Origin of the sequence: Amycolatopsis sp. YIM 10 (assembly GCF_009429145.1) — a bacterium.
Classification (GTDB): domain Bacteria; phylum Actinomycetota; class Actinomycetes; order Mycobacteriales; family Pseudonocardiaceae; genus Amycolatopsis.
Genome location: NZ_CP045480.1, coordinates 650835 through 673496, shown reverse-complemented (window position 1 = coordinate 673496; position 22662 = coordinate 650835). Strand labels below are relative to the sequence as shown.

24 protein-coding genes and 2 riboswitches are annotated in these 22662 nt (G+C 70.6%); of the genes, 12 read left to right on the top strand and 12 right to left on the bottom strand.

The window, feature by feature from the left end:
- Positions 1-99: 99 nt before the first annotated feature.
- The 4 genes from YIM_RS03385 to YIM_RS03370 all read right to left on the bottom strand — a co-directional run bounded on the left by YIM_RS03385 (position 100) and on the right by YIM_RS03370 (position 3306).
- Positions 100-1632: a serine/threonine-protein kinase gene (locus tag YIM_RS03385; RefSeq protein ID WP_194240029.1), complete on the bottom strand. Its 1533-nt coding sequence runs from the start codon at positions 1630-1632 to the stop codon at positions 100-102.
- Between the two features lie 78 nt (positions 1633-1710).
- Positions 1711-1917, bottom strand: a complete 207-nt coding sequence (locus YIM_RS03380) for a cold-shock protein (protein ID WP_153028937.1) — start codon at positions 1915-1917, stop codon at positions 1711-1713.
- A gap of 105 nt (positions 1918-2022) precedes the next feature.
- Positions 2023-2616 (bottom strand): AIM24 family protein, encoded by a 594-nt coding sequence (locus YIM_RS03375; RefSeq protein WP_153028936.1) that lies wholly within the window; start codon positions 2614-2616, stop codon positions 2023-2025.
- Positions 2617-2628: 12 nt separating this feature from the next.
- Positions 2629-3306: a TIGR00266 family protein gene (locus tag YIM_RS03370; protein ID WP_153028935.1), complete on the bottom strand. Its 678-nt coding sequence runs from the start codon at positions 3304-3306 to the stop codon at positions 2629-2631.
- A gap of 75 nt (positions 3307-3381) precedes the next feature.
- On the opposite strand from YIM_RS03370, the gene glp reads away from it, so the two are divergent.
- The 5 genes from glp (at position 3382) to YIM_RS48500 (ending at position 9792) form a co-directional block, all read left to right on the top strand.
- Positions 3382-4596 (top strand): gephyrin-like molybdotransferase Glp, encoded by a 1215-nt coding sequence (glp, locus tag YIM_RS03365; RefSeq protein ID WP_153028934.1) that lies wholly within the window; start codon positions 3382-3384, stop codon positions 4594-4596.
- 234 nt (positions 4597-4830) lie between these two features.
- Positions 4831-5544 carry a phosphatidylserine decarboxylase gene (locus YIM_RS03360; protein WP_153028933.1) on the top strand — a complete coding sequence of 238 codons (714 nt, stop codon included), beginning with the start codon at positions 4831-4833 and terminating at the stop codon, positions 5542-5544.
- Positions 5545-5554: 10 nt separating this feature from the next.
- The gene (gene pssA, locus YIM_RS03355) at positions 5555-6514 is read left to right on the top strand and encodes a CDP-diacylglycerol--serine O-phosphatidyltransferase (RefSeq protein ID WP_153028932.1); all 960 of its coding nucleotides are present in this window, start codon (positions 5555-5557) and stop codon (positions 6512-6514) included.
- Positions 6515-6550: 36 nt separating this feature from the next.
- Positions 6551-8830, top strand: coding sequence for an AAA family ATPase (locus YIM_RS03350; protein ID WP_153028931.1), 2280 nt, complete (start codon positions 6551-6553; stop codon positions 8828-8830).
- 44 nt (positions 8831-8874) lie between these two features.
- Entirely contained in the window at positions 8875-9792 is a 918-nt protein-coding gene (locus YIM_RS48500) for an erythromycin esterase family protein (protein ID WP_194240028.1), read from the top strand.
- A 90-nt stretch (positions 9793-9882) separates the two neighbouring features.
- On the opposite strand, the gene YIM_RS03340 is transcribed toward YIM_RS48500, so the two are convergent.
- Positions 9883-10515 carry a LytR C-terminal domain-containing protein gene (locus tag YIM_RS03340; protein ID WP_153028929.1) on the bottom strand — a complete coding sequence of 211 codons (633 nt, stop codon included), beginning with the start codon at positions 10513-10515 and terminating at the stop codon, positions 9883-9885.
- Positions 10512-10823, bottom strand: coding sequence for a DUF3263 domain-containing protein (locus YIM_RS03335; RefSeq protein ID WP_153028928.1), 312 nt, complete (start codon positions 10821-10823; stop codon positions 10512-10514). Before YIM_RS03335 ends, YIM_RS03340 begins: the two co-directional genes overlap by 4 nt.
- A 144-nt stretch (positions 10824-10967) precedes the next feature.
- Between YIM_RS03335 and YIM_RS03330 the strand changes: the two genes are divergently transcribed.
- Positions 10968-11537, top strand: a complete 570-nt coding sequence (locus YIM_RS03330; protein WP_153028927.1) for a peptide deformylase — start codon at positions 10968-10970, stop codon at positions 11535-11537.
- A gap of 34 nt (positions 11538-11571) precedes the next feature.
- On the opposite strand, the gene YIM_RS03325 is transcribed toward YIM_RS03330, so the two are convergent.
- Entirely contained in the window at positions 11572-13731 is a 2160-nt protein-coding gene (locus YIM_RS03325; protein ID WP_153036756.1) for a glycoside hydrolase family 15 protein, read from the bottom strand.
- Positions 13732-13869: 138 nt separating this feature from the next.
- On the opposite strand from YIM_RS03325, the gene YIM_RS03320 reads away from it, so the two are divergent.
- The 3 genes from YIM_RS03320 (at position 13870) to thiD (YIM_RS03310) (ending at position 17115) form a co-directional block, all read left to right on the top strand.
- Positions 13870-14475: a LysE family translocator gene (locus YIM_RS03320; protein WP_153028926.1), complete on the top strand. Its 606-nt coding sequence runs from the start codon at positions 13870-13872 to the stop codon at positions 14473-14475.
- A 50-nt stretch (positions 14476-14525) separates the two neighbouring features.
- Positions 14526-14659, top strand: a riboswitch (TPP riboswitch).
- On the top strand, positions 14651-16297 hold the full coding sequence (gene thiC / locus YIM_RS03315; protein ID WP_194240292.1) for a phosphomethylpyrimidine synthase ThiC: 1647 nt from the start codon (positions 14651-14653) through the stop codon (positions 16295-16297). It overlaps the preceding riboswitch by 9 nt.
- Positions 16294-17115 (top strand): bifunctional hydroxymethylpyrimidine kinase/phosphomethylpyrimidine kinase, encoded by an 822-nt coding sequence (thiD, locus tag YIM_RS03310; RefSeq protein WP_153028924.1) that lies wholly within the window; start codon positions 16294-16296, stop codon positions 17113-17115. Before thiC ends, thiD (YIM_RS03310) begins: the two co-directional genes overlap by 4 nt.
- Positions 17116-17246: 131 nt before the next feature.
- Here thiD (YIM_RS03310) and YIM_RS03305 read toward each other — a convergent pair whose 3' ends face one another.
- Positions 17247-17711, bottom strand: a complete 465-nt coding sequence (locus YIM_RS03305; protein WP_228004953.1) for a MarR family winged helix-turn-helix transcriptional regulator — start codon at positions 17709-17711, stop codon at positions 17247-17249.
- A gap of 62 nt (positions 17712-17773) precedes the next feature.
- Here YIM_RS03305 and YIM_RS03300 point away from each other — a divergent pair, with 62 nt between their 5' ends.
- The 3 genes from YIM_RS03300 to YIM_RS03290 are packed head-to-tail and all read left to right on the top strand — an operon-like array spanning position 17774 to position 19908.
- On the top strand, positions 17774-18244 hold the full coding sequence (locus YIM_RS03300) for a nitroreductase family deazaflavin-dependent oxidoreductase (RefSeq protein WP_194240027.1): 471 nt from the start codon (positions 17774-17776) through the stop codon (positions 18242-18244).
- A 24-nt stretch (positions 18245-18268) separates the two neighbouring features.
- Positions 18269-19105, top strand: coding sequence for a bifunctional hydroxymethylpyrimidine kinase/phosphomethylpyrimidine kinase (gene thiD, locus YIM_RS03295; protein ID WP_153028922.1), 837 nt, complete (start codon positions 18269-18271; stop codon positions 19103-19105).
- Positions 19102-19908: an ion transporter gene (locus tag YIM_RS03290; RefSeq protein WP_153028921.1), complete on the top strand. Its 807-nt coding sequence runs from the start codon at positions 19102-19104 to the stop codon at positions 19906-19908. The genes thiD (YIM_RS03295) and YIM_RS03290 overlap by 4 nt, the downstream gene beginning before the upstream one ends.
- Here YIM_RS03290 and YIM_RS03285 read toward each other — a convergent pair.
- The 4 genes from YIM_RS03285 to thiO all read right to left on the bottom strand — a co-directional run bounded on the left by YIM_RS03285 (position 19905) and on the right by thiO (position 22532).
- The gene (locus tag YIM_RS03285) at positions 19905-20339 is read right to left on the bottom strand and encodes a MarR family winged helix-turn-helix transcriptional regulator (protein ID WP_153028920.1); all 435 of its coding nucleotides are present in this window, start codon (positions 20337-20339) and stop codon (positions 19905-19907) included. The genes YIM_RS03290 and YIM_RS03285 overlap by 4 nt on opposite strands.
- A 131-nt stretch (positions 20340-20470) precedes the next feature.
- Positions 20471-21241: a thiazole synthase gene (locus YIM_RS03280; protein ID WP_153028919.1), complete on the bottom strand. Its 771-nt coding sequence runs from the start codon at positions 21239-21241 to the stop codon at positions 20471-20473.
- Positions 21242-21243: 2 nt separating this feature from the next.
- On the bottom strand, positions 21244-21444 hold the full coding sequence (thiS, locus tag YIM_RS03275; RefSeq protein WP_153028918.1) for a sulfur carrier protein ThiS: 201 nt from the start codon (positions 21442-21444) through the stop codon (positions 21244-21246).
- Complete coding sequence (gene thiO, locus YIM_RS03270; protein ID WP_153028917.1) at positions 21444-22532, bottom strand: glycine oxidase ThiO; 1089 nt, start codon at positions 22530-22532, stop codon at positions 21444-21446. The genes thiS and thiO overlap by 1 nt, the downstream gene beginning before the upstream one ends.
- Positions 22527-22632, bottom strand: a riboswitch (TPP riboswitch). It overlaps the preceding gene by 6 nt.
- Positions 22633-22662 lie beyond the last annotated feature (30 nt).

Below are 22662 nucleotides of genomic sequence, written 5' to 3'. Positions count from 1 at the left end.
TTCAGGCGGGCGGCCGTGTGACCACCCGACTGGCACTCAGGCATACCGAGTGCTAAAACCTGTTTAGCACTCTCCGGGGGCGAGTGCAAGAAAGCCTGGTCAGCCGCCAGGCTTGATCGGGATGGAAGTGGGCGGTGGCTTGTTGCCGCCGGTCTCACCCGGCTGCCCGGTCGCCGGGCCCTCACCGACCGGGATGGACGGCGCGGGCTGGTTGGTCCCGCGATCGGTCGGGGTGTTGGTCCCGGCGCTGTCGTCGCCGCGGGTGAGCACGAGCACCAGCACGATGCCACCGGCCACCACGACAAGGCCGACGATCAGCCAGATCAGCCAGGCCTTGCCACCGCTCTTCTTCTCCTCCCACGGGGAACCACCCGCGGGGGACGGCGGGCGCAGCCGCATCGGGTCGCCGGGCGGCGGGCCGTATCCGGGCGGTGGTCCCTGCGGCGGCATGCCCTGCGGGGGCATGCCCTGGGGTGGCATGCCCTGGGGCGGCATGTTCGGCTGGCCGTACCCGGGCGGCGGAGCGCCATAGCCCTGGGGAGGCATTCCCTGCGGCGGCATGCCCTGCTGCTGCGGTGGCATGCCCTGGGGCGGCGGCCCGTAGCCGGGCGGCGGTTGCTGCTGCGGTTGCTGAGGACCGCCTTGTCCGTACGGGTGCATCCGGGCCCCCTCGCCCTGTGGTCGTTGAGGTGCACTCTGCTGCGCCGGCGAGCTGACGGCAACCGGTTGCGGTTGTGACGGCGGTCCGGCGGGCACCGGCTGCGACGGCGGACCGGCGGCGGCCGGTTGCGCGGTTTCCATCGCACGGCGGGCCGCGGCGATCAGCTCCACGCAGCTGCCGTACCGGTCACCCGCGCTCTTCGCCATGCCCTTGCGGATCACCGCGTCGACCGCGGTCGGCAGCGAGACCACCCTGGACACCGACGGCGGCTCCCCCTGCAAGTGCCCCTTGATCACCGCGGGCACGTCGCCCTTGAACGGCGGGCTGCCGGTCAGGCAGGCGTAGAGCACGCAGGCCAGCGCGTACTGGTCGGTGCGCCCGTCCAGCGGCTCCCCGCGAAGGTGCTCGGGCGCGGCGTAGGTCGGCGAGCCGAGGAAGTCACCACCACGCGTGCGGTGCCCGGTGGCCCCGCGGCGGGTCAGCCCGAAGTCGGCGACGTAGACGTGCTCACGGGCCGACTCGCGGCTGGTGACCAGCACGTTCGCCGGTTTGACGTCGAGGTGGACCAAGCCGCGGTCGTGCAGCGTGTCCAGTGCGTCGGCGACCTGTTCGAGCAGGCCGAGCGCGCGTTCGGGGGCCATCGGCGCGCCGTTGATCAGCCCGGCCAGGTCCTTGCCGTCGACCAGGCGCATGGCGATGTACAGCATTCCGTCGAGTTCGCCGAAGTCGTACAACGGCACGACGTTGGCGTGGTCGATCGCCGAGGTACTGCGTGCCTCGTCGACGAACCGCTCGCGGAACTCGGCGTCGGCGCCCAGGTGCTCGCCGATCACCTTCAACGCCACCTTGCGACCCAGTCGCACGTCGGTGGCCCGGTACATCACACTCATGCCGCCCTTGCCGAGCACCCCGTCGATGCGGTAGTTGCCCAGCCGGCGACCGGTGAGGTCCCCCGACACATCGCCTGTCACGCCGTGCAGCCTAATGCCCTGCCCACGGGCGCCGCTCCCGGTTCGACGTCTCGGCGATTTTCACTGGGCGAAAGCGACTCAGGAGACCTTGCGGACGTCGGCCGCCTGGCTGCGGCCGTCCCGGCCCGACTGGACCTCGAATTCGACCTGGTCCCCCTCGTCGAGGGTGCGGAATCCATCAGCCTGGATGGCCGAGTAGTGCACGAACACATCGGGACCGTCCGAGCACTCGATGAAGCCGTAGCCCTTTTCCGAGTTGAACCACTTGACCGTGCCGACCGCCACGCCCGTCCTCCTTGTATTGCACGCCGAAGCGAAGGGTGAGGTGGATTCACGCTACCGGAACAAACCGGCCCGGCAATGGTCAATTCGTCGCAACGTCACGGCGTTCTAGAGGGTGCTGCGAGCCTGCACGAGCACCCGTCCCGGCCCGGCGAAATCGAGCGCCAGCCCCTCGCCGGTGCGCACCGACTGCGGCCCGGCCGGATCCACCGCGCGCAGGCGCACCTGCACGCTGTCCGGATAGGCGACCAGGAATCCCGGCATCACCGTGACGATCTCGCCGGGGTCGAGGCTGAACACCTCGACCGGCCCGGTGCAGCTCAGGATCAGCGGCCCGACCCCGCCGTAGTGCTCCAGGAACCCGCCGTCGCCGCCGAACAGCGACTGCAGCGCGGGCCAGTGCTGGTCGCGGCGGACCCCGGCGGGACGGCCGAGCACCGCGTCCTTCGCCACGCACCAGCCCTGGGTGCCGTCGAACTCCAGCGGGTAGACGTCACCGGCGCGCTTCGGGGCCAGGTCGACCCAGCCGCCCTCGGCGGGCGCGGTGAACACCACCGGGCCGCCCTTGCGGACCGGTGCGCTGGGCGCCACCCCGAAACTGCTGGCCAGCAACGCTTCCGCGGCCGCCTGCACGGCCTCGCCAGGGCCGAGCACGACCCTGGCGACACCGAAGGCGGGCGTGTGCCGCGTGTGCACCCGCATCTTTTCCGCGCCTTACCGCTGCGGTACCTGCGCGACGACCCACGCCGCCAGCGCCGACGGGTTGCGGGTCTGGGTCAGCACCTGGCCGGGACCGGCGAAGTCGAACACCAGGCCCTCGCCGCTCTTGATCGACTGCATGATGCCGCTGGCCACCTTGCGGGTCTGCGTCTGCACGGTGTCGGCGTAGGCGACCACGTGCCCGGAGTCGATGGTGACCACTTCGCCCGGCTGCAGGGTGACCGTCTCCAGCGCGCCGTAGCAGGCCACCACCAGCGGACCCTGGCCGTGCGCGTGGGTGAGGAAGCCGCCTTCGCCGCCGACCAGGTTGCCGAAGCCGCCCCAGCGGGTCTCCGTGGTCACCGAATGCGAGGAGGCCAGCCAGGAGCCCTTGGTCACACACCAGCCGGTGCGGCCGTCGAGATTGATCACCTGGATGTCGCCGGGCAGGTTCGCGGCCACGTCCACCCAGCCGCCGTTCTGCGGGGCGGTGAAGGTGGAGATGAAGAAGGACTCCCCGGAGAGGAAGGCCCGGCCCAGCCCCTTCATGATCCCGCCCTGCGCCTTGGACTGGACCTGCACGCCGTAGCTGGTCGCCATCATCGCGCCGGCCTCCACCTGCGCGGGCTCGCCCGGTGCGAGCATCAGCCTGGCGACCGCGAACGACGGCTGCTGGCGGACATTGACCTGCATGGAACCCCTCCGTGACTTCATGTCGAATCGCCGTGCGGCGGGGAGAGTCTTGCACGACGGGCCCCGGCGGGGAGGATGGTCCGCGTGATCTCCGTCGAACATCATCGTGCCGAGGTGACCGCCCTGCTCGGCACCAGGACCCCGGTACGGCTTCCGGTGGCCGAATGCGCCGGGCTGATCCTCGCCGAGGATGTGACAGCCGACGTCTCCCTGCCACCCTTCGACAACTCCGCGATGGACGGCTACGCGGTCCGCGCGGTCGACGTCGCCGGTGCGAGCGAGGACAGCCCGGTGACGCTGCCGGTGGCCGAGGACATCCCGGCGGGCCGGGTGGATTCGCCACCGCTGCTGCCCGGCACCGCGCACCGGATCATGACCGGCGCGCCGATGCCGCCGGGCGCCGACACCGTGGTGATGGTGGAGAAGACCGACGGCGGCGCGGAGACCGTGCGCGTTTTCGCCTCCGTGCCACCGGGGAACCACCTGCGGCGCACCGGCGAGGACGTCCAGCGGGGCACCACGGCGCTGACCCGCGGCACCCTGCTCGGCCCCGCGCAGGTCGGCCTCGCGGCGGCCGTCGGGCTGGACTCGCTGGTGGTGTTCACCCCGCCGCGGGTGCTCGTGGTGTCCACCGGTTCCGAGCTGGTCACCGCGCCGAACCCGCTGAAGCACGGGCAGATCTACGAGTCGAACAGCGTGATGCTGGTGGCCGCGCTGCGGGCGCTGGGCTGCGAGGTCGAGACCATTCGCAGCGTGGTCGACGACGTGGCCGAGTTCCGCGCGGTGATCGAGCCGAAGCTGGCCGCGGCGGACCTGCTGATCACCTCGGGCGGGGTGAGCGCGGGCGCCTACGAGGTGGTCAAGGACGCGCTGACCGGGGCCGGGGTGGAGTTCCGGAAGGTGGCCATGCAGCCGGGCGGCCCGCAGGGGCTCGGCCGGTGGAACGGGGTGCCGGTGTTCACCCTGCCCGGCAACCCGGTGAGCAGCCTGGTCTCCTTCGAGGTCTTCGTCCGCCCCGCCGTGCTCGCCGCGATGGGACATTCCATTGTGGACCGCCCGAGGGTGCGCGCGAAGCTGACCGAGGCACTGCGCTCACCAGCTGGGAAAGTCCAGTTCCGGCGGGGTTTCTACTCGCACACCGACGGCGAGGTGACCGGTGAGGTCGGCCCGCGCGGCGGCCCCGGTTCGCACCTGCTGGCCGCCTTCGCCCAGGCGAACTGCCTGATCGTGCTGCCGGAGGAGGTCACCGAGGCGCCGCAGGGCGCCGAGGTCAACGTGCTCCTGCTCTGACCGCTCTCTCTGACACGGTGTCATTGCCCCCACACGGGGAGTGGTCAACCTGCCGGTGGGTGGAATAGAATCCGGCTTCCGCGGGTATTCAGCCGGAAGTACCGGGCGCGTGCACTCGTCGGGGGGTGCACGTACCCGGTCGGTAATCCGGCCGTCCCGGCTGGGCGGTAGCGTGGCCCCACGACGCGGCGGGCCAGCCGCCTCGCCGACCACGACCCCGGGGATTCAGCAGAGATGAGCGCCAACGCGCCGGCCAACCCGATCAAGCACGCGATCACCCTCGCCCGCGAGACCGTGCCGCCGATGCACCGCGCCGGGCGGCCCTTCGTGCTCGGTGGCCTCGCCGCCACCCTGGTGCTGCGCCGGTTCTCCAAGCCCCTCGGCCTGCTCGCCGGGCTCGGCACGGTGGCCACCGCAGCCTTCTTCCGCGAGCCTGCCCGCGTGCCGCCGACCCGCTCCGGCCTGGTGCTGGGTGCGGCCGACGGCCTGGTCTCGCTGATCGAGGAGGCCACCCCGCCGCCGGAGCTGGGCCTGCCCGCCGAGCCGCGGATGCGGGTCAGCGTGTTCCTGTCCGTGTTCGACGTGCACGTCCAGCGCGCGCCGGCCACCGGCGTGGTGGAGAAGGTCGCGTACCGGCCGGGCAAGTTCCTCTCCGCCGACCTGGACAAGGCCAGCGACGACAACGAGCGCAACTCGCTGCTGCTGCGCACCGAAGACGGCCACGAGGTGGTGGTCGTGCAGATCGCCGGGCTGGTCGCGCGCCGGATCCTGTGCGAGGTCGGCGACGGCGAGAAGGTCAGCGCCGGTGACACCTACGGCCTGATCCGGTTCGGCTCGCGAGTGGACACCTACCTGCCACCGGGCAGCCGGGTGCTGGTGAGCAAGGGGCAGCGCACGATCGGCGGCGAGACACCCATCGCCGAACTGCCGCAGACGGCGCAGTTCTAGGGGGCCCGCGTTGACCGTCCGGACCAATCCGGGCGTTCGGCTGCTGCCGAACGCGATCACCGTGCTCGCGCTGTGCGCCGGCCTGTCCGCCGTGCAGTTCGCGCTCACCGGCAACTACGCGATGGCGATCGCGTCCATCGGCATCGCCGCCGTGCTGGACAGCCTCGACGGCCGCATCGCGCGCCTGCTCGACGCCACCTCGAAGATGGGCGCCGAGCTGGACTCGCTGGCCGACGGCATCTCCTTCGGCGTGGCCCCGGCGCTGGTGCTCTACGTCTGGCATTCCGACGGCGAGCGCATCGGCTGGCTGGCCGCGCTGGTCTTCGCGGTGTGCATGATCCTGCGCCTGGCCCGGTTCAACACCCTGCTCGACGACACCGAGCAACCGCCGTACGCGGCCGAGTTCTTCGTCGGCGTGCCCGCTCCGGCCGGTGGCCTGCTGGTGCTGCTGCCGCTGACGCTGAGCCTGCAGTTCGGCGAGGGCTGGTGGTCGGCACAGGTGGTGGTGTGGGTGTGGACGGTGGCGATCGCCGCGCTGGCGATCAGCCGGATCCCCACGCTGTCGCTGAAGACGGTCAAGGTGGCCCCGAAGGCGGTCGGCCCGCTGCTGGTGGCGGTCGGCGTGCTGGCCGCGACGATCATCCTGTACCCGCTGATCGCGCTGGCCGTGGCGATGCTGCTGTACCTGGTGCACCTGCCCTACGCGGTGCGCCGCTTCCGCTGGCTGGCCCGGCACCCCGAGGCCTGGGACGTGCCCGCGCGCGAGCGCCGGGCGATCCGCCGGGCCCGCAGCGCGCGACGACTGGGCCTGCGTCGCCCGCTGCGGCGCCGGGTGGCCGGGGCGGCCCGGCGGGCCGTGCGGCGCAACGGTTCTCATGATTCCGGCAGCCAAGGGCCGAGCGGCCGCCGTGATCGCGGGCGCAGCTGGCGCAGCCTCGGCATCCGCCAGCGCGGCAACCGCTCTGACTGAGTCCTCCTTTCCCTCCTCACCGGATAGGGTTTGGGCGTGAGTGCCCCGCAGATCACGCTGACCGTCCGCCACAGCCCGTCCGCGACCGACACCCGCCGCGGTGTGGTCCGCCTGCACCCGGAGGTGCTCGACGCGCTGGGCCTGCACGCCTGGGACGCGGTGCACCTGACCGGCGCCCGCGTGAGCGCCGCGCTGGCCGCGCCGTCCGACGGCGAGGGCCCGCCCGGTGTGGTGCTGATCGACGACGTGACCATGTCGAACCTCGGCGTCACCGAGGGCGCCGAGGTTGTCGTCGCCCCGGCCGAGGTGGCCGCCGCGCGGTCGATCACCGTCGCCGGTTCGCGGCTGGCCAGCGTCTCCCTCACGCCCGCCACCGTCCGGCTCGCGCTGATCGGCAAGGTGCTCACCGTCGGGGACGCGGTTTCCCTGCTCCCCCAGGACCTCGCGCCGCCGCCGGGGGCGGACGTCACCGCGGTGCGCAGCAAGCTGTCCAACGCCATCGGCGGCACGTGGACCAGTGAACTGCTGACCATCACCGCCGCCGAGCCGTCCGGCCCGGTCGCCGTCGGACCGTCCACTGTGGTCGCCTGGCGCGACGGCGCGCGCACCGGCGACGCGGTACCCGCGCCCGAGGCGGCGGCCGCCCGGCCGGGCACCGCGGTCACCGTCACCGCCGCCGCGCCGCAGTCCACTGTGGACGACTTCATCGACGCGGAGGTGGTGGAGGAGACCGAGGACGAGCCGGTGGTCCCGGTCGCCGACCTCGCCGGTGCCGCCGGTTGCGCGCGACGGCTGTCCGAATGGTTCGAACTCGCCTTCCACCGCCCCGAACTGCTCGCGAAACTGGGCACTTCGGCGCGGCTCGGCGTGCTGGTTTCGGGGCCGGAGGGCGTCGGCAAGACCACGCTGGTGCGGTCGGTCGGGCAGGCCGAGAACGTGCGCGTGGTGACGCTGGCCGCGCCGAACCTCGCCGTGCTGGAGCCCAACGCGGCGGCCTCGCGGTTGAACGAGGCGATCGAGCGCACCGCCGGTGGCACCACTCCCGCGGTCCTGCTGATCACCGACATCGACACGCTGCTGCCCGCCTCGTCGCCGCCGCCGGTGGCGACCGTGCTGCTGGAGCAGTTGCGCGGCGCGCTGACCCGGTCGGAGGTGGCACTGATCGCGACCACCGCGCATCCCGAGGGCGTGGACCCGCGGCTGCGCGCGGGCGATCTGCTCGACCGGGAGCTTTCGCTCGCGCTGCCGGACGCGAAGGTGCGCACGGAACTGCTGCGCATCCTGCTGCGGGACGTGCCGCTCGACAGTGACGTGGACTTCGGCGCGATCGCCGAGCGCACACCCGGTTTTGTCGCGGCGGACCTGCTCGCGTTGCGCCGCGAGGCCGCGCTGCGCGCCGCCCTGCGCCAGCGCGAAACCGACGAACCGGTGATCGGCGCGCAGGACCTGCTCGACGCGGTGACCAGCGTGCGGCCGATCTCGATGTCCACTTCGGACAACCTGGCCACCGGTGGGCTGACGCTGGACGACGTCGGGGACATGACCGAGGTGAAGCAGTCGCTCACCGAGGCCGTGCTGTGGCCGCTGCGTTACCCGGATTCCTTCGCCAGGCTGGGCGTCGCGCCGCCGCGCGGGGTGCTGCTGTACGGGCCGCCGGGTGGTGGCAAGACCTTCCTGGTGCGGGCGCTCGCGGGCACCGGGGCGCTGAACGTGTTCGCGGTCAAGGGCGCCGAGCTGATGGACAAGTGGGTCGGCGAGTCGGAGCGGGCGGTGCGCGAGCTGTTCCGCCGGGCCGCCGAAGCCGCGCCGTCGCTGGTGTTCCTGGACGAGATCGACGCACTGGCGCCGAGGCGCGGCCAGTCGAGCGACTCGGGGGTCTCCGACCGGGTGGTCGCCTCGCTGCTGACCGAGCTGGACGGGGTGGAGCCGATGCGCGAGGTCGTGGTGCTCGGCGCGACGAACCGGCCGGAGCTGGTGGACCCGGCGCTGCTGCGGCCGGGCAGGCTGGAGCGCCTGGTCTACGTGCCGCCGCCGGACGCCGAGGCGCGGGCGGCGATCCTGCGGGCCAGCTCGAAGAACACCCCGCTGGCCGACGACGTCGACCTGGACCAGCTCGCGTCCACTTTGGACCGCTACTCGGCGGCGGACTGCGCCGCGCTGATCCGGGAAGCCGCGCTGACCGCGATGCGGGAGTCGCTGGACGCCACCGAGGTCACCGCCACCCACCTGGACAAGGCCCGCGGTGCCGTCCGCCCCTCACTGGACCCGGCGCAGCTGGCCGACCTGGAAGCCTACGCCGCCAACCGCGCCGACTAGGGCCGGTCGCGTCCATTGACCTCGACTTTGGTCGAGCTTCTAGCGTGGTTGTCGTGCGGACCCTACGTGACAGCGACGTCTTCCCCTTGCTGACGAACGTTCCGGAGGCATACTCGGACGATCTGCGGCCCTTGCGCGGCATCGTCGGCGACGCCGCGGTCGTCGGGATTGCCCGAGGGACACACGGGGCCGCGGAGCTGACTCGGCTCTCTCACCGGATTGTCCGCTTTCTCGTCAGCGAACTCGGGTTCCGCACGCTCGCGATCGAGGCATCCGGTGCCATCGTCGACGGGATCGACGCCTGGCTACGGGACGGAATGGGTGAGATCGAGTCGATCGTGGCCGATGCCCATCCCTGGTGGCGGTCGCCGGAGTTCGTCGCGGTGCTGCGGTGGATGCGCGGGTACAACCGCGATCATCCCGACGAGCCGGTGCGACTGGTCGGCCTCGAGATCTCCGCGAGTGACATGGACGCCCAAGAGCGCCACATGGCCAGGGCGGTCCTGCAGTGGGTCGAGCGAACCGGCCACAAGGTTGTGTACTGGAGTGGCAGCCACAGCGCGGTCGGGCACCGCCGCGCGGTGGCTTGGGTCCCCGAGGACGAGGGCAGTCCCGGCAGCCGCAATGCCGGCAGCCTCCTGCGCGAGCAGCTGGGACCCCGCTACCGCTCCCTCGGGTTGACCTTCCACCACGGCGCGATCCGGTGGGGAGGGCAGATCGTGCCGGTTCCCCCGGCCCCCGCCGATTTCACCGACGCCATCCTCGACCTGCCCGACAGTGCGCTCCACCTGCTCGACCTGACCGGCGCCCAGGGCACACCCGAGGTCGCCGGCACCTCGCTGCGGCTCCGCCTGATCGGCCCGCGCTACGACCCGGGCCGACCCGCGAGCATGACCGGCGGCCCGCTGCGGGAATTCTTCGACGCCGTACTACACACCAACACAGTCTCCCCGAGCGGGTGAGCCCAAAAGCCAACGCAGGATCGTCCCTCCAGCGGGATCACGAAGCCGGATCCGGAGCGTGACGCTTGGGCGTTCCGTTGCGGGGAGGGACTACTTGCCCTTGGTGTTGGCGCCCCGGTAGTCGTTGGTCACTATCACGATGACCCCGCCGCTGGAGCCCGCGATGCCTTCGAAACGGGGTTCGACGCGCATGCCGAACGCGGCGCCCAGCGCCCGCGCGGCGGTCTCCTCGTCCGCCACGCCGGGGCGGAAGTAGGCGGTGGTGGTCGGGATGATGCCGCCCGAGTAGTTGCTCGTCTCGGCGACGTTCCAACCCTGCGCCCGGAAGTCGTCCCCGGCGCGCGCGGCGAGGCCGTGGATCGTGCTGTTGTTGTAGACGCGCACGGTGACCCACTTCGCCGCGGCCTGGTCCTCCGGGGTGCCACCCGGCGCGGGCGGCACCGGCTCACCGGGCGCCGGCGTGGAGGCGGGCGGCGAAGGCGGCGCGGCCGACGAGGGCGGCGGAACCTCCGACGAGGGCGCGGGCGGCGAAGGCGGCACCTCCGACGGCGGCGGGTTCTGCGCGCCGGAATCACCCGGTGGTGGCGTGGAGGTGGGCGCGGCGGTGTCCCCGCCGTTCCCCCCGCTGAGCGCGGTGACGCCACCGGCCACGGCGGCCACCAGCGCCAGGCCGATCAGCACCAAGCCAGCCAGCCTCAGCGGCCGCCCCTGGATCCAGCTCATGGCAGATCTATCCCCAACCGTCGTGCCGCGCGGGTCCGCTGACGGGCGGCACGCGTCTTGCGCAGGCGCTTGACCAGCATCGGGTCGGCCCGCATCGCCTCATGTTTGTCGATCAACTGGTTCAGCACCTGGTAGTACCGGGTGGACGACATCGCGAACAGCTCGCGGATGGCCTGCTCCTTGGCCCCGGCGTACTTCCACCACTGCCGTTCGAAAGCAAGGATCTCCTGCTCCCGCGGCGAGAGCCCGGCCTGATCGGCGGAGTCCGGCGGGCGGCGACGGCGAGCCATCGACTCCGCGGCGTCCATCTGGGCCCTCGCAATCAAGTTCGCTTGCGTGCGCGAATCACACGGTTGTCGTTTCCGCGGCGCCCATTAGATCACGCGCGTAGCCGTCCGTCCCGGCATCACACCCGGCGCGTCACGGCGAAGCCCTCGGTAAGCTCCCGGACCGTGACCGTCCACCCCATCGTGATCGCCGGCGAGCCCGTGCTGCACCAGCCAACGCGTGAGATCGACAAGTTCGACGACGAGCTGCGCACGCTGGCCGACGACATGTTCGAGACCATGTACGCCGCCCAGGGAGTCGGCCTCGCCGCCAACCAGATCGGCCTGGACCTGCGCATCTTCGTGTACGACTGCCCCGACGACGAGGGCGTGCGGCACAAGGGCCTGGTGGTGAACCCCAAGCTGGAGACCTCCGAGATCCCGGAGACCATGCCGGACCCGGACGACGACTGGGAGGGCTGCCTGTCCGCCCCCGGCGAGTCCTACCCGACCGGGCGGGCGAGCTGGGCCAAGGTCACCGGCCAGGACCTCGACGGTAACCCGATCGAGGTGGAGGGCACCGGCTACTTCGCGCGCTGCCTGCAGCACGAGACCGACCACCTGGACGGGTACATCTACCTGGACCGCCTGGTCGGCCGGTACGCCCGCGAGGCGAAGCGCATGCTCAAGCGCAACAAGTGGGGCGTGCCAGGCAACTCGTGGCTGCCGGATCCGGAGAACGACCCCGAGGACTGAGCGTCCCCGGGGTCGCCGGATCACCGCGGAGACCTCAGCAGTTCCCGAGGTAGCGGCACCGCACCACCGCGGGCTGCTCGATCACCTCGCCCTCCTGCACCGACCACGCGAGCCGGACGAACTGCGCGTGCGTCCAGGCCAGCGGCGTGGCCGACTGGTTGCCCTTGCCGGTCGGGAAGCCCGGCTGCCCCGAGGGCGCGTTCTCGTCCCACACCTGCTCGGGCATGGTGTCGCCGCTGCCGGCCACCCGGCCGAGGTCGCGCAGCCGCCGCTTGGCCGCGGCGGGCTCGCCGTTGGCCAGTTCGTACTCGCCGCGTTCACCGGCGAGCAGCGGCCACAGCCGTCCGAAGGTCTGCCGCGAGCCCGGCGGCAGCTCCATCTCCCACTGCGAGCCGTCGGCCTTCTCGCCGTAACCGTCGCCGGTGTAGCGGTGCCAGAACTGCCCGGTCGGGGTGGTGAACGAGATCTCCTTGTCCACCACGGCGAGGCTGTTCCGGATCACCGGGTCGTCCGGCGCGTGGATGCCGAGGCGCACCAGTTCGAGGAAGCCCGCGTCGGCGACCGCGCGCTGGTCGGCGTCGTAGCTGGAGTTGCCGAGGTTGTAGACGGTGCCGTTGTTCGCGTTGCCGTCCTTGGTCAGGCGCACGAAGTACGGGTCGTCCGAGAGCGGACCGTTCGTGGTCACCGTCCACTCGGTCAGCTTGCCCTTGAACTCGTCGGCCTTGGCCAGGTAGCGCTCGGCGGACGCCGCGTCGCCGTGCTCCTTCGCCAGCTCGGCCGCGCAGACCAGCCCGGCGATCACCGAGGCGATGGTGGACGGCGAATACCCGTCCTGCTCCTCCCAGCGCTCCTGCTGCGACCACGGCGACGCCTGGCCGTTCGGACCGCGGTAGTCGATCAGGAAGTCGGCCGCCCTGCGGACGTTCGGCCACAGCGCGTCGTCGATGCCGACCTGCTGCGCCAGCACGATCGGCAACGCGGTCTCGTCGAGCTGGATCGAGGTCCAGTACGGGGTGCCGTCGACGTCGGTGTTCTGCGCCAGGTGCCCGTCGGCCTGCTGTTGCTTGGTGAACATGTACTCGATGGACCGGTGCGCCGCGCCCTCGTCGCCGGCGGCCAGCATGCCGGTGGCGATCTGGTACAGGTCACGCGGCCAGACCAGGTGGTAGGTGCCAGATGGCAGCCAGCCGGGACCGTTGTCGCCGAACTGCCACGGCATGCTCGGTGACGCGATGAAGGCGCCGGGGTTCAGCTTGTCCTCGCTCGCGGCGAGCATCAGCATGGAGGCCTCGTACAGATCGCGTTTCCCGGCGACCGAGGACGGCGTTTTCTTGAGACCGTGCAGATAATCGCGCCAACCGGCCTCATTCGCCTTGCGCGCCGGGCCGAAGCCGGTTTTCAGCGAGGCCTTCGCGGTGTCGGCGGCCTTTTCTCCGAAGCCGAGCGAAAGGGTCGCTTTCCGGGATTTGACGCCGTCCGCGGCAAGTTGTCCCGTCTGCACGACGTTGCCCTTGCCCGCGCTTTCGTAGCTCTTCAGCTGGAACAACTTGAGCAACTGCGTCGCACCATCGGAGGTTCCGGAGAAACCGTTGCTGGTCTTGGTGAACGACGGATTCGCGGCGAGCGCCGAAGTGACTTTGCCGTCGGTGGCGACCAGGGTGTCACCGACGGTTTTCGCCGTGTCGTCGGTGCCGTTGTTGTCGAGATCCGGATCGAGCACGGCGTAGAGCTGATACGGCTTTCCGGTCAGCGAAGTGAAATCCACATCGACCAGTACGCTCGCCCGTTTCGGATCGGTCACGTAGGTCTTGCGCAGTTTCCAGCGCTTCTTCTCGTCGGTGATCGACTGCTCGTAGGTCAACCCGTCGGCGCGACGGACCTGTTCGAACTTCGCGCCGGCATCGGTGGCGGCGAAGCTCTCACCGTCGGTCACCACGAAGCTGAGCGAACGAATGCTCGGCGTGGACAGATCGGGGTAGTAAACGTCCGACAGCTGACCACTGTGGAGGGTGAACCAGACGTTGCTCGCCTGGTCCCGCGAGCCACCGAAGCCGGTTTTGCCCGCGGGGAGCCAAAGCGGGTGCGCGCCGGGGCCGCCTGGCGCCGCACCTCCGTCCGGCTCGGCCGCGGCTACCGCGGGTAACAACCCCGCGGCCAACATCCCGGTCATCGCGAGGATCAACGACCTTCGCATGCTCACCCCAATCTGCACCGTTACAGAAGCGGGCTCATTCTGCTCGTTGCCGACTGACCGCGCATGACCCATCCAGGTGAGTTTCCGACCACGCGAAAACCGGTCGCGTGGTCCGCGGCCGCTGGGCACACTGCCCGTATGACCTGGGGAAACCTTGCCGCCTTCCTGCTCAGTTCGTTCGTGCTGGCGCTGGTGCCGGGCCCGGCCACCGCGCTGCTGGTGCGCCAGTCGGTGCACGGCAAGCGCGCCGCGTTCGCCGTGGTGGCCGGGATCGAGGCCGGTGTGCTGGTGTGGGCGGTGGCCGCCGCGCTCGGCATTTCGGTGCTGCTCACCGCGTCCGAGATCGCCTACCAGACACTGCGGATCATCGGCGTTTGCGTGTTGCTGTGGCTGGGTTTCCAGGCGCTGCGCGGATCCGGGGTGGCCGCACCGGAGCCGCCGACCGCCGGTTCGGGCTTCCGGGCCGGCTTGCTGATCAATCTGGCCAATCCGAAGCTCGGCGTGTTCGCCATCTCGTTCCTGCCCCAGTTCGTGCCGGCCGGTCCCGGCCACCAGCGCGACCTCCTGCTGCTCGCCGCGTTGTTCGTGGTGGTCGACACGATCTGGTACTCGCTGATCGCGAGCGTGCTGAGCCGGTTCACCGCCTGGCTGCGCCGGGCCGAGATCCGGCGGCGGCTGGAGCGGCTCACCGGCGTGGTGCTGATCGGCCTCGGTGTCCGGCTCGCCTTCGACACCACCCGCTGACCCCCTTGTTCATCCGGCGGTCGGCATGGCATGGTCGGGGGACAACCGAACACCGCAACCGCGGGAGCTCGCGCCTTGGCGGGCTGAGAGGGTGGCTGGTGTCCTGTCCACGGGACCCGGTGCCGCCGACCGCATGAACCTGACCGGGTAATGCCGGCGTAGGGAGTGAATGTCGTTGACGACACTGGAAAATGACGCCACCGTCACGCCCACCGTGACCACCGGGCCGATCACCGGATCGCACAAGGTCTACCACCGCACCGAATCGGGGCTCCGCGTCCCGGCGCGGCGGATCGACCTGTCCACAGGGGACCACTTCGACGTCTACGACACCTCGGGGCCGTACACCGATCCCGACGCGGCCATCGACGTCCACAGTGGACTACACCGGCTGCGGGCGGGCTGGGCCGACGGGCGCGAGCACAAAACCCAGCTGGGCTGGGCCAAAGCGGGTGTGATCACCAGGGAGATGGAGTTCATCGCCGCCCGCGAGCGGGTGTCGCCGGAGTTCGTGCGGGACGAGGTGGCCCGCGGCCGCGCGGTGATCCCGGTCAACCGCAGGCACCCGGAGAGCGAGCCGATGATCATCGGCAAGAACTTCCTGGTGAAGATCAACGCGAACATGGGCAACTCGGCCGTCTGGTCCTCGGTCGAGGAGGAGGTGGACAAGATGGTCTGGGCCACCCGCTGGGGTGCCGACACGATCATGGACCTGTCCACCGGCAAGCGGATCCACGAGACGCGCGAGTGGATCCTGCGCAACTCCCCCGTCCCGGTCGGCACCGTGCCGATCTACCAGGCGCTGGAGAAGGTCGACGGGGAGCCGGAGAAGCTGTCCTGGGAGATCTACCGGGACACCGTGATCGAGCAGTGCGAGCAGGGCGTGGACTACATGACCGTGCACGCCGGGGTGCTGCTGCGGTACGTGCCGCTGACCGCCCGGCGGGTCACCGGCATCGTCTCGCGCGGTGGCTCGATCATGGCCGCCTGGTGCCTGGCTCACCACCAGGAATCCTTCCTGTACACGCATTTCGCCGAGCTGTGCGAGATCCTGCGCGAGTACGACGTGACCTTCTCCCTCGGTGACGGCCTGCGCCCGGGTTCCATCGCGGACGCCAACGACCGCGCGCAGTTCGCCGAGCTGGAAACCCTCGGCGAACTGACCCACATCGCCCGCGAGCACGACGTGCAGGTGATGATCGAGGGCCCCGGCCACGTGCCGATGCACAAGATCAAGGAGAACGTGGAGCTGGAGGAACAGCTCACCGGCGAGGCGCCGTTCTACACGCTCGGTCCACTCGCGACGGACATCGCACCCGGCTACGACCACATCACCTCGGCCATCGGCGCGGCCCAGATCGGCTGGTACGGCACGGCGATGCTCTGTTACGTCACACCGAAGGAGCACCTCGGCCTGCCCAACCGCGACGACGTGAAGACCGGGGTGATCACCTACAAGATCGCCGCGCACGCCGCCGACCTGGCCAAGGGGCATCCCTACGCCCAGGAGTGGGACGACGAGCTGTCCAAGGCCCGCTTCGAGTTCCGCTGGAACGACCAGTTCAACCTGGCGCTCGACCCGGACACCGCGCGCTCGTTCCACGACGAGACACTGCCCGCCGAACCGGCCAAGACCGCGCACTTCTGCTCCATGTGCGGGCCGAAGTTCTGCTCCATGCGGATCACCCAGGACGTGCGCAAGTACGCCGAAGAGCATGGACTGTCCACTGTGGAGGCCATCGAGGCCGGGATGCGGGAGAAGTCCGAGGAGTTCGGCGAGCAGGGCGGCAAGGTCTACCTCCCGGTGGTCGAGAAGCCATGACCGCCACACCGCGCACCGCGCTCACCATCGCCGGTTCCGACTCCGGTGGCGGGGCCGGTATCCAGGCCGATCTGCGCACCTTCTTCGCCAACGGGGTGCACGGCATGACCGCGATCACCGCGGTCACCGTGCAGAACTCCCTCGGTGTGCGGGGTTTCACCGAGATCCCGGCCGAGGTGGTCACCGCCCAGATCAAGGCGGTGGCCGGTGACATGGGCGTGGACGCGGCGAAGACCGGCATGCTGGCCACCGCCGAGATCATCCAGGAGGTGGCCAAGGCGCTCGACGAGGTCCACATCGGACGGCACGCGGAGATCCCGTTCGTGGTGGACCCCGTCGCCGCCTCCATGCACGGTGACGCCCTGCTGCGCGAGGAAGCACTCGAGGCCATCCGCACCGAGTTGTTCCCGCGCGCCAGCCTGGTCACCCCGAACCTGGACGAGGTGCGGTTGCTCACCGGCGTGGAGGTGACCGACCGCGAAAGCCAGCGGGCGGCGGCCGGTGCCCTGCTGGAGTTCGGTGCGCAATGGGTCCTGGTCAAGGGCGGTCACCTGTACGAAGACCCGGAATGCACCGACCTGCTCTCGGACGGTGTCCAGTTCATCGAACTGACCGGCCCCCGATACGACACCCCCCACACCCACGGCGGCGGAGACACCCTGGCGTCAGCGATCACCGCAGGCTTAGCCAAAGGCCTAGGCATGCCGGACGCCGTCGAGGCAGGCAAACGCTTCATCGAACGCTCGGTCGCCGAGGCCTACCCGCTCGGCCAGGGCGTCGGCCCAGTCTCCCCCTTCTGGCGCCTGGACCACTCCTAAAAATCGCGAACGAAACCGTAAACCGCCACCCGGCAACACAAACCCAACCACCCGCCCACCCATCCCCTCCCCATCCCCGGTCCACAGCCAAAACACGGCACACTAAAAAACCGGGGTGGCCCCCCAAAAGATCACCGCAACCCAGGACAACACCCAGACTCCGCCAACTCCCCCACCAACTTCCCACTGCACTCCAAAAACCCCGCCAGCTCCCCCGCATCCAAATGCTCCGCCAGCGTCTCCGACAACACGCGCAAGTACACCGCCCGCGCCTGCTCCAACACCCGCCCGCCCTCATCGGTAAGCACCGCATAGACCTCGCGCCGATTGCTCTCCGGCCGAACCCGCCGCACCCACCCTCGGTCCACGTGGCGATCAATGATCCGCGTCAGTCCACCCCGGGTGACGCCGAGCCGATCAGCCAGGTCGAGCATCTGCAACTGCCCGCGCTCACTGCAGCGCAACGCGGTCAGCAGGTCGTGATCGGCCAGCGAGCACCCCGCCTCCGCCTCGATCCGCTGGTCGAGCAGGCGCCGCACGGCGCCGTAGAGCTGCTGCAGGTTCCCCCAGGCCCGGGCCGCGTCGCTGTCCACCATCACCCGTCCAGTCTAGCCGGAGGTCAGTTGACGCGCTAACGATTGTAGCTACGATAGTTGTCATGGAAATCGTAACGACGAGAAACGGCACCCGCGGCGCCCGTGGCACCAAGGCGATGATGTGGGTGATGAAGCTGATGCGGCGGCGGCTGATCGACCAGCACCGCAAGCAGGGCGACACGTTCCGCGGCATGAAGGTGCTGTACCTGACCGCGATCGGCGCCAAGTCCGGCGAGCCGCGCACCACGCCACTGGCCTACTTCCCCGACGGCGACGGCTGGCTGGTCATCGCCTCCGCCGGCGGCTCCGCACGCAACCCGTCCTGGTACTACAACGTGGCAAAGCACCCCGACCGCGTCTCGATCGAGGTCGGCGGCGAGCAGATCCCGGTCACCGCCGAGCAGCTGGAAGGCGAGCGGCGCGCGGAGGTCTGGACCAGGGTGGTCGCCGAGGCCCCCGGCTTCGCCGAGTACGAGGCCAAAACCGACCGGGTGATCCCGGTCATCCGGCTCACCCGCACCCCCGCGGGCTGACCCCGGCGCGAGACACTGGGCGGTATGACGGAAGCTACGAGCCCGCCTGCCGCGTTGACCATCGCCGGCTCCGACTCCGGCGGTGCCGCCGGACTTCAGGCCGACCTGCGCACCTTCCTCACCTGCGGAGTGCACGGCCTGGTCGCGGTGACCGCGGTGACCGTGCAGAACACGCTCGGCGTGCACGACCGCACGGACATCCCACCGCACATCGTCGCCGGGCAGATCGAAGCGGTCGCCGCGGACATGCGGGTCGGGGCGGCCAAAACCGGCATGCTCGCGTCCGCGGAGATCATCGAAGCGGTGGCCGCGGCCTGCGACGCCGCCGAGATCGGCCGCGACCGGCGCATCCCGTTCGTGGTCGACCCGGTGGCCGCGTCCATGCACGGGCACCCGCTGTTCGACGCCGCCGGGCTCGACGCCCTGCGTGAACTGCTGCTCCCCCGCGCCACCGTGCTCACGCCCAATCTGGACGAGGTACGGCTGCTCACCGGTCTCGACGTGACCGACCGGCACGGCATGCGCGAGGCGGCCGTGGCCCTGCACGCGCTCGGCCCGCGCCACGTGCTGGTCAAGAGCGGGCACCTGGTCAGCGACCCGGAATGCGTCGACCTGCTCTTCGACGGCGAGGCTTTCATCGAACTGCCCGGCCCGCGCTTCTCCACCCCGCACACGCACGGCGCGGGCGACGCGATGGCCTCGGCGTTCACCGCGGGCCTCGCGCGCGGCATGCCGGTGGCCGAGGCCGCCAGGTTCGGCAAGTGGTTCGTCAGCAACGCGGTGGCGAACTCGTACCCGATGGGCGCCAAGGTGGGCCCGGTCTCGGCGTTCTGGCGACTGGCTCCGGAGGACCGCGCGTGACCCGAGAGCGGGTGGGGGCGGTCGTCGAGAGCAGGCGGTTCCAGAACTTCATCATCGCGGTGATCATCGCCAACGCGATCACGCTCGGGCTGGAAACCTCACCGCGGATGGTCGCCGACCACGGCACCCTCCTGCACACACTGGACTACCTCGCGCTGGGCATCTTCGTGCTCGAACTGGGCGCGAAGTTCTACGCCTTCCGCGGTGCCTTCTTCAAGGACCCGTGGAACCTGTTCGACCTGGCCGTGGTCGGCGTCGCGCTGGTGCCCGCCACCGGGCCGTTCGCCGTGCTGCGGGCGTTGCGGGTGCTCCGCGTGCTGCGGTTGATCTCCGTGGTGCCGTCGATGCGCAAGGTGGTCACCGGCCTGCTCGCCGCGGTACCGGGCATGGCCTCGATCGCCGCGCTGCTGGCGTTGATCATCTTCGTCGCCGGGGTGATGGCGACGAAGTTGTTCGGCGCGATCACCCCGGAGCACTTCGGCGATCTGGGCACCTCGCTGTTCACCCTGTTCCAGGTGATGACCGGCGAGGCGTGGCCGGACATCGCCGACGACGTGATGGCGCAGGCGCCCGCCGCCTGGATCTTCTTTGTCGTCTACATCCTGATCTCCAGCTTCGCCGTGCTGAACCTGTTCATCGCGGTGGTGGTCAGCGCGATGGAGGACGAACTGCGCGACGAGATGCGCGAAGAAGAGGACAAGCAGGCGGCCGCCCAGGCCGCGGCGAACCGGGAAATCCTGGACGAGCTGCGGGCCCTGCGCTCGGAAGTCGCGGAACTACGCGCCGAACGCGACCACCGCTAGTCTTCGTCGTCGGAGATCAGTGCCTCCAGTGCGGGCAGCGCGTCGACCAGCTGGCGGCGCTGCTCCGGGGAGAGCCGGTCGATCCGCCGGTTGAGTTCCTGCACCCTGGTCGACCGGACGCCGGAGACCATGCGCTCACCCTCTTCGGTGGCGGTGGCTAGCCAAGCCCGCCGGTCGACCGGATCGGACTCGCGGCGCACGTACCCGGCCTCGACCAGTGCGGCCACTATCCGTGACATGGTCGCGGCGGCCACCCCCTCCTTGGCCGCCAGATCACCGAGGCGCAACTGCCCGTAGTTCACCAGGGTGGCCAGCGCGGAGATCGCGCCGTGGCCGGGGCCCGGTGCGCCCGCCTGCCGCAACGAGCGGGAAAGCCTGCCCACAGCCAGGAAAAGCCGGCCGGACACGTCCTGAGACGGCGACGTGGTCACCTCACGCTCCTTACCGCGCACGTAAGGTGTGGCGCGGGTCAGCCCCGAGTGGTCGAAAGTGCCGTCAACCATACGTGCCGCCACCCCGGGTTCCGCGTGAACCCGCCGTGATTGTGATGGAGCACTTCCGCTCAGCGGGGAGGTGACGAGGCCTGCGCCCAGAACCGCTGCGGAATCCGCCCCGCACCACGGGCCAGCCGCCCGGCGGCGACCGCCGAGCGCATCGCCAGCGCCATGCGCTCCGGGTCCTGCGCGCGGGTCACCGCGGTGGACAGCAACACCGCGTCACAGCCCAGTTCCATCGCCAGCACGGCGTCCGACGCGGTGCCGATCCCGGCGTCCAGCACCACCGGCACGCGCGCCCTGGACACGATCAGCTCGATGTTGTGCGGGTTGCGGATGCCGAGGCCGGTGCCGATCGGCGCGCCCAGCGGCATCACCGCCGCGCAGCCGACCTCCTCGAGCCGCAGCGCCAGCACCGGGTCGTCGTTGGTGTACACCAGCACGGTGAAGCCGTCGGCGGCCAACTGCTCGGCGGCGTCGAGGGTTTCCAGCGGATCCGGCAGCAGCGTGCGGTCGTCGGCGTGCACCTCGAGCTTGATCAGGTCGGTTTCCAGTGCCTCGCGGGCCAGGCGCGCGGTGAGCACCGCCTCGGCCGCGCTGCGGCAGCCCGCGGTGTTCGGCAGGAGCTTGATGTTCAAGCGCCGCAACAACTCCAGCACGCCGGAGCCGCCCTCGGCGTCGGCCCGCCGCATCGCCACGGTGGTCAGCTCGGTGCCCGAGGCGACCAGCGCGCGTTCGAGCGCGGCCAGGCTGCTCGCGCCGCCGGTGCCGATGATCAGGCGGGAGTTCAGCTTGTGCTCGCCGATGAGCAACTGGTCGCCGGTTTCCGGTTCGGTCATGTTCAGCCTCCCTGCACGGCGGTGAGGATGTCGAGCGAGCTGCCGTCGGCGGGCACGAACCCGGCCCAGTCGCGGCGGGCGACCACGTCGGCGTTGACCGCCACCGCCACGCCCTTCTCCCCGATGCCGAGCGCTTCGAGCAGTTGCCGCACGGTGGTGCCGTCGGGGAACTGCCGTTCGTCGCCGTTGACCACGATCCGCATCAGACACTCTCCTTCTCACGAAGCCGGGCCGGATCGGCCGCGGCCACCCCGGGCGGCGGTGGTGCGCCATCGAGCGCGGCGAGCACCGCGTCGGCGGTGATCGGCGCCATCAGCAGGCCGTTGCGGTGGTGCCCGGTCGCGGCGAACACCCCGTCGGGCAGCCTGCCGATGAAAGGCAGGTTGTCCACGCTGGCCGCGCGCAGCCCGGCGGCGGTTTCGGCCAGCTCGTACTCGGCGATCGCCGGGAAGACCCGCTCGGCGCCTTCGAGCAGCTCACGCACACCGCGCGCGGTGACCACCTCGTCGAAACCCGCCTCGTACTGCGTCGCGCCGAGCACCAGCTCACCACCGGCTCGAGGCACGAGGTAGATGGGACGGCCTTCCGCGTACGCGCGCACGGTGTGCGCGGGCGGGTCGAGCGTGGTGCGGCGGGAGCGCAGGCGCAGGATCTCGCCCTTGAGCGGGCGGACCGCGCTTTCCAGCGCCGGGTGCAGGCGAGCGCTCCACGCACCGGCGGCGAGCACGACGAGATCGCCGGTCAGCGTGCGCCCGGTGGTCCGGACGGTCTCCGGGCCGAGTTCGACGACCTCTTCGCGGATCGGATCCAGGTCCTCGGCCATGGCCGTGAGCAGGGCCCGGTTGTCCACGGAGAGATCACCCGGCACGGACAGGCCACCGCGGATGGAGCCCGCGAGCCCGGGTTCCAGCCGCCTGAGTTGTCGACTTGTCAGCTTTTCGGCCTCGCGGCCCGCGTGGTGGAGGTAGGCCGCGAGCTGGTCGAGCACGCCCACGTCGGCGCTGTCCAGCGCGGCGACGAGCGTGCCCTTCTCGGACAACCCGCAGCCGCCGAGGTCACGGGCGAACTGGGGCCAGCGACGCAGCGACTCCTCGCCGAGGGTGAGCACTTCCTCTTCGCCCGGCCAGGCCTCGGTGACCGGGGCGAGCATGCCGCCGGCGACCCAGGACGCGCCGGTCAGCGGTCGCGGATCGACCAGCTGGACCTCGTGGCCGCGGGTTCGGGCGCGCCAGGCGACGGCGAGGCCGATGACTCCGCCGCCGACCACGGTGACGCGGTGTTTTCGCTTCATGGAAATCACGCTCCCTGCGCCGGCATGACCCGGATCAGGTTCCACGGTCGGAGCGGCAGCTCCCTCTCAGCCCGTGCCTCGGGCTCCCGTGCGGACAATTCCACCGTAACACCGCGGGGTACCGTCGCGA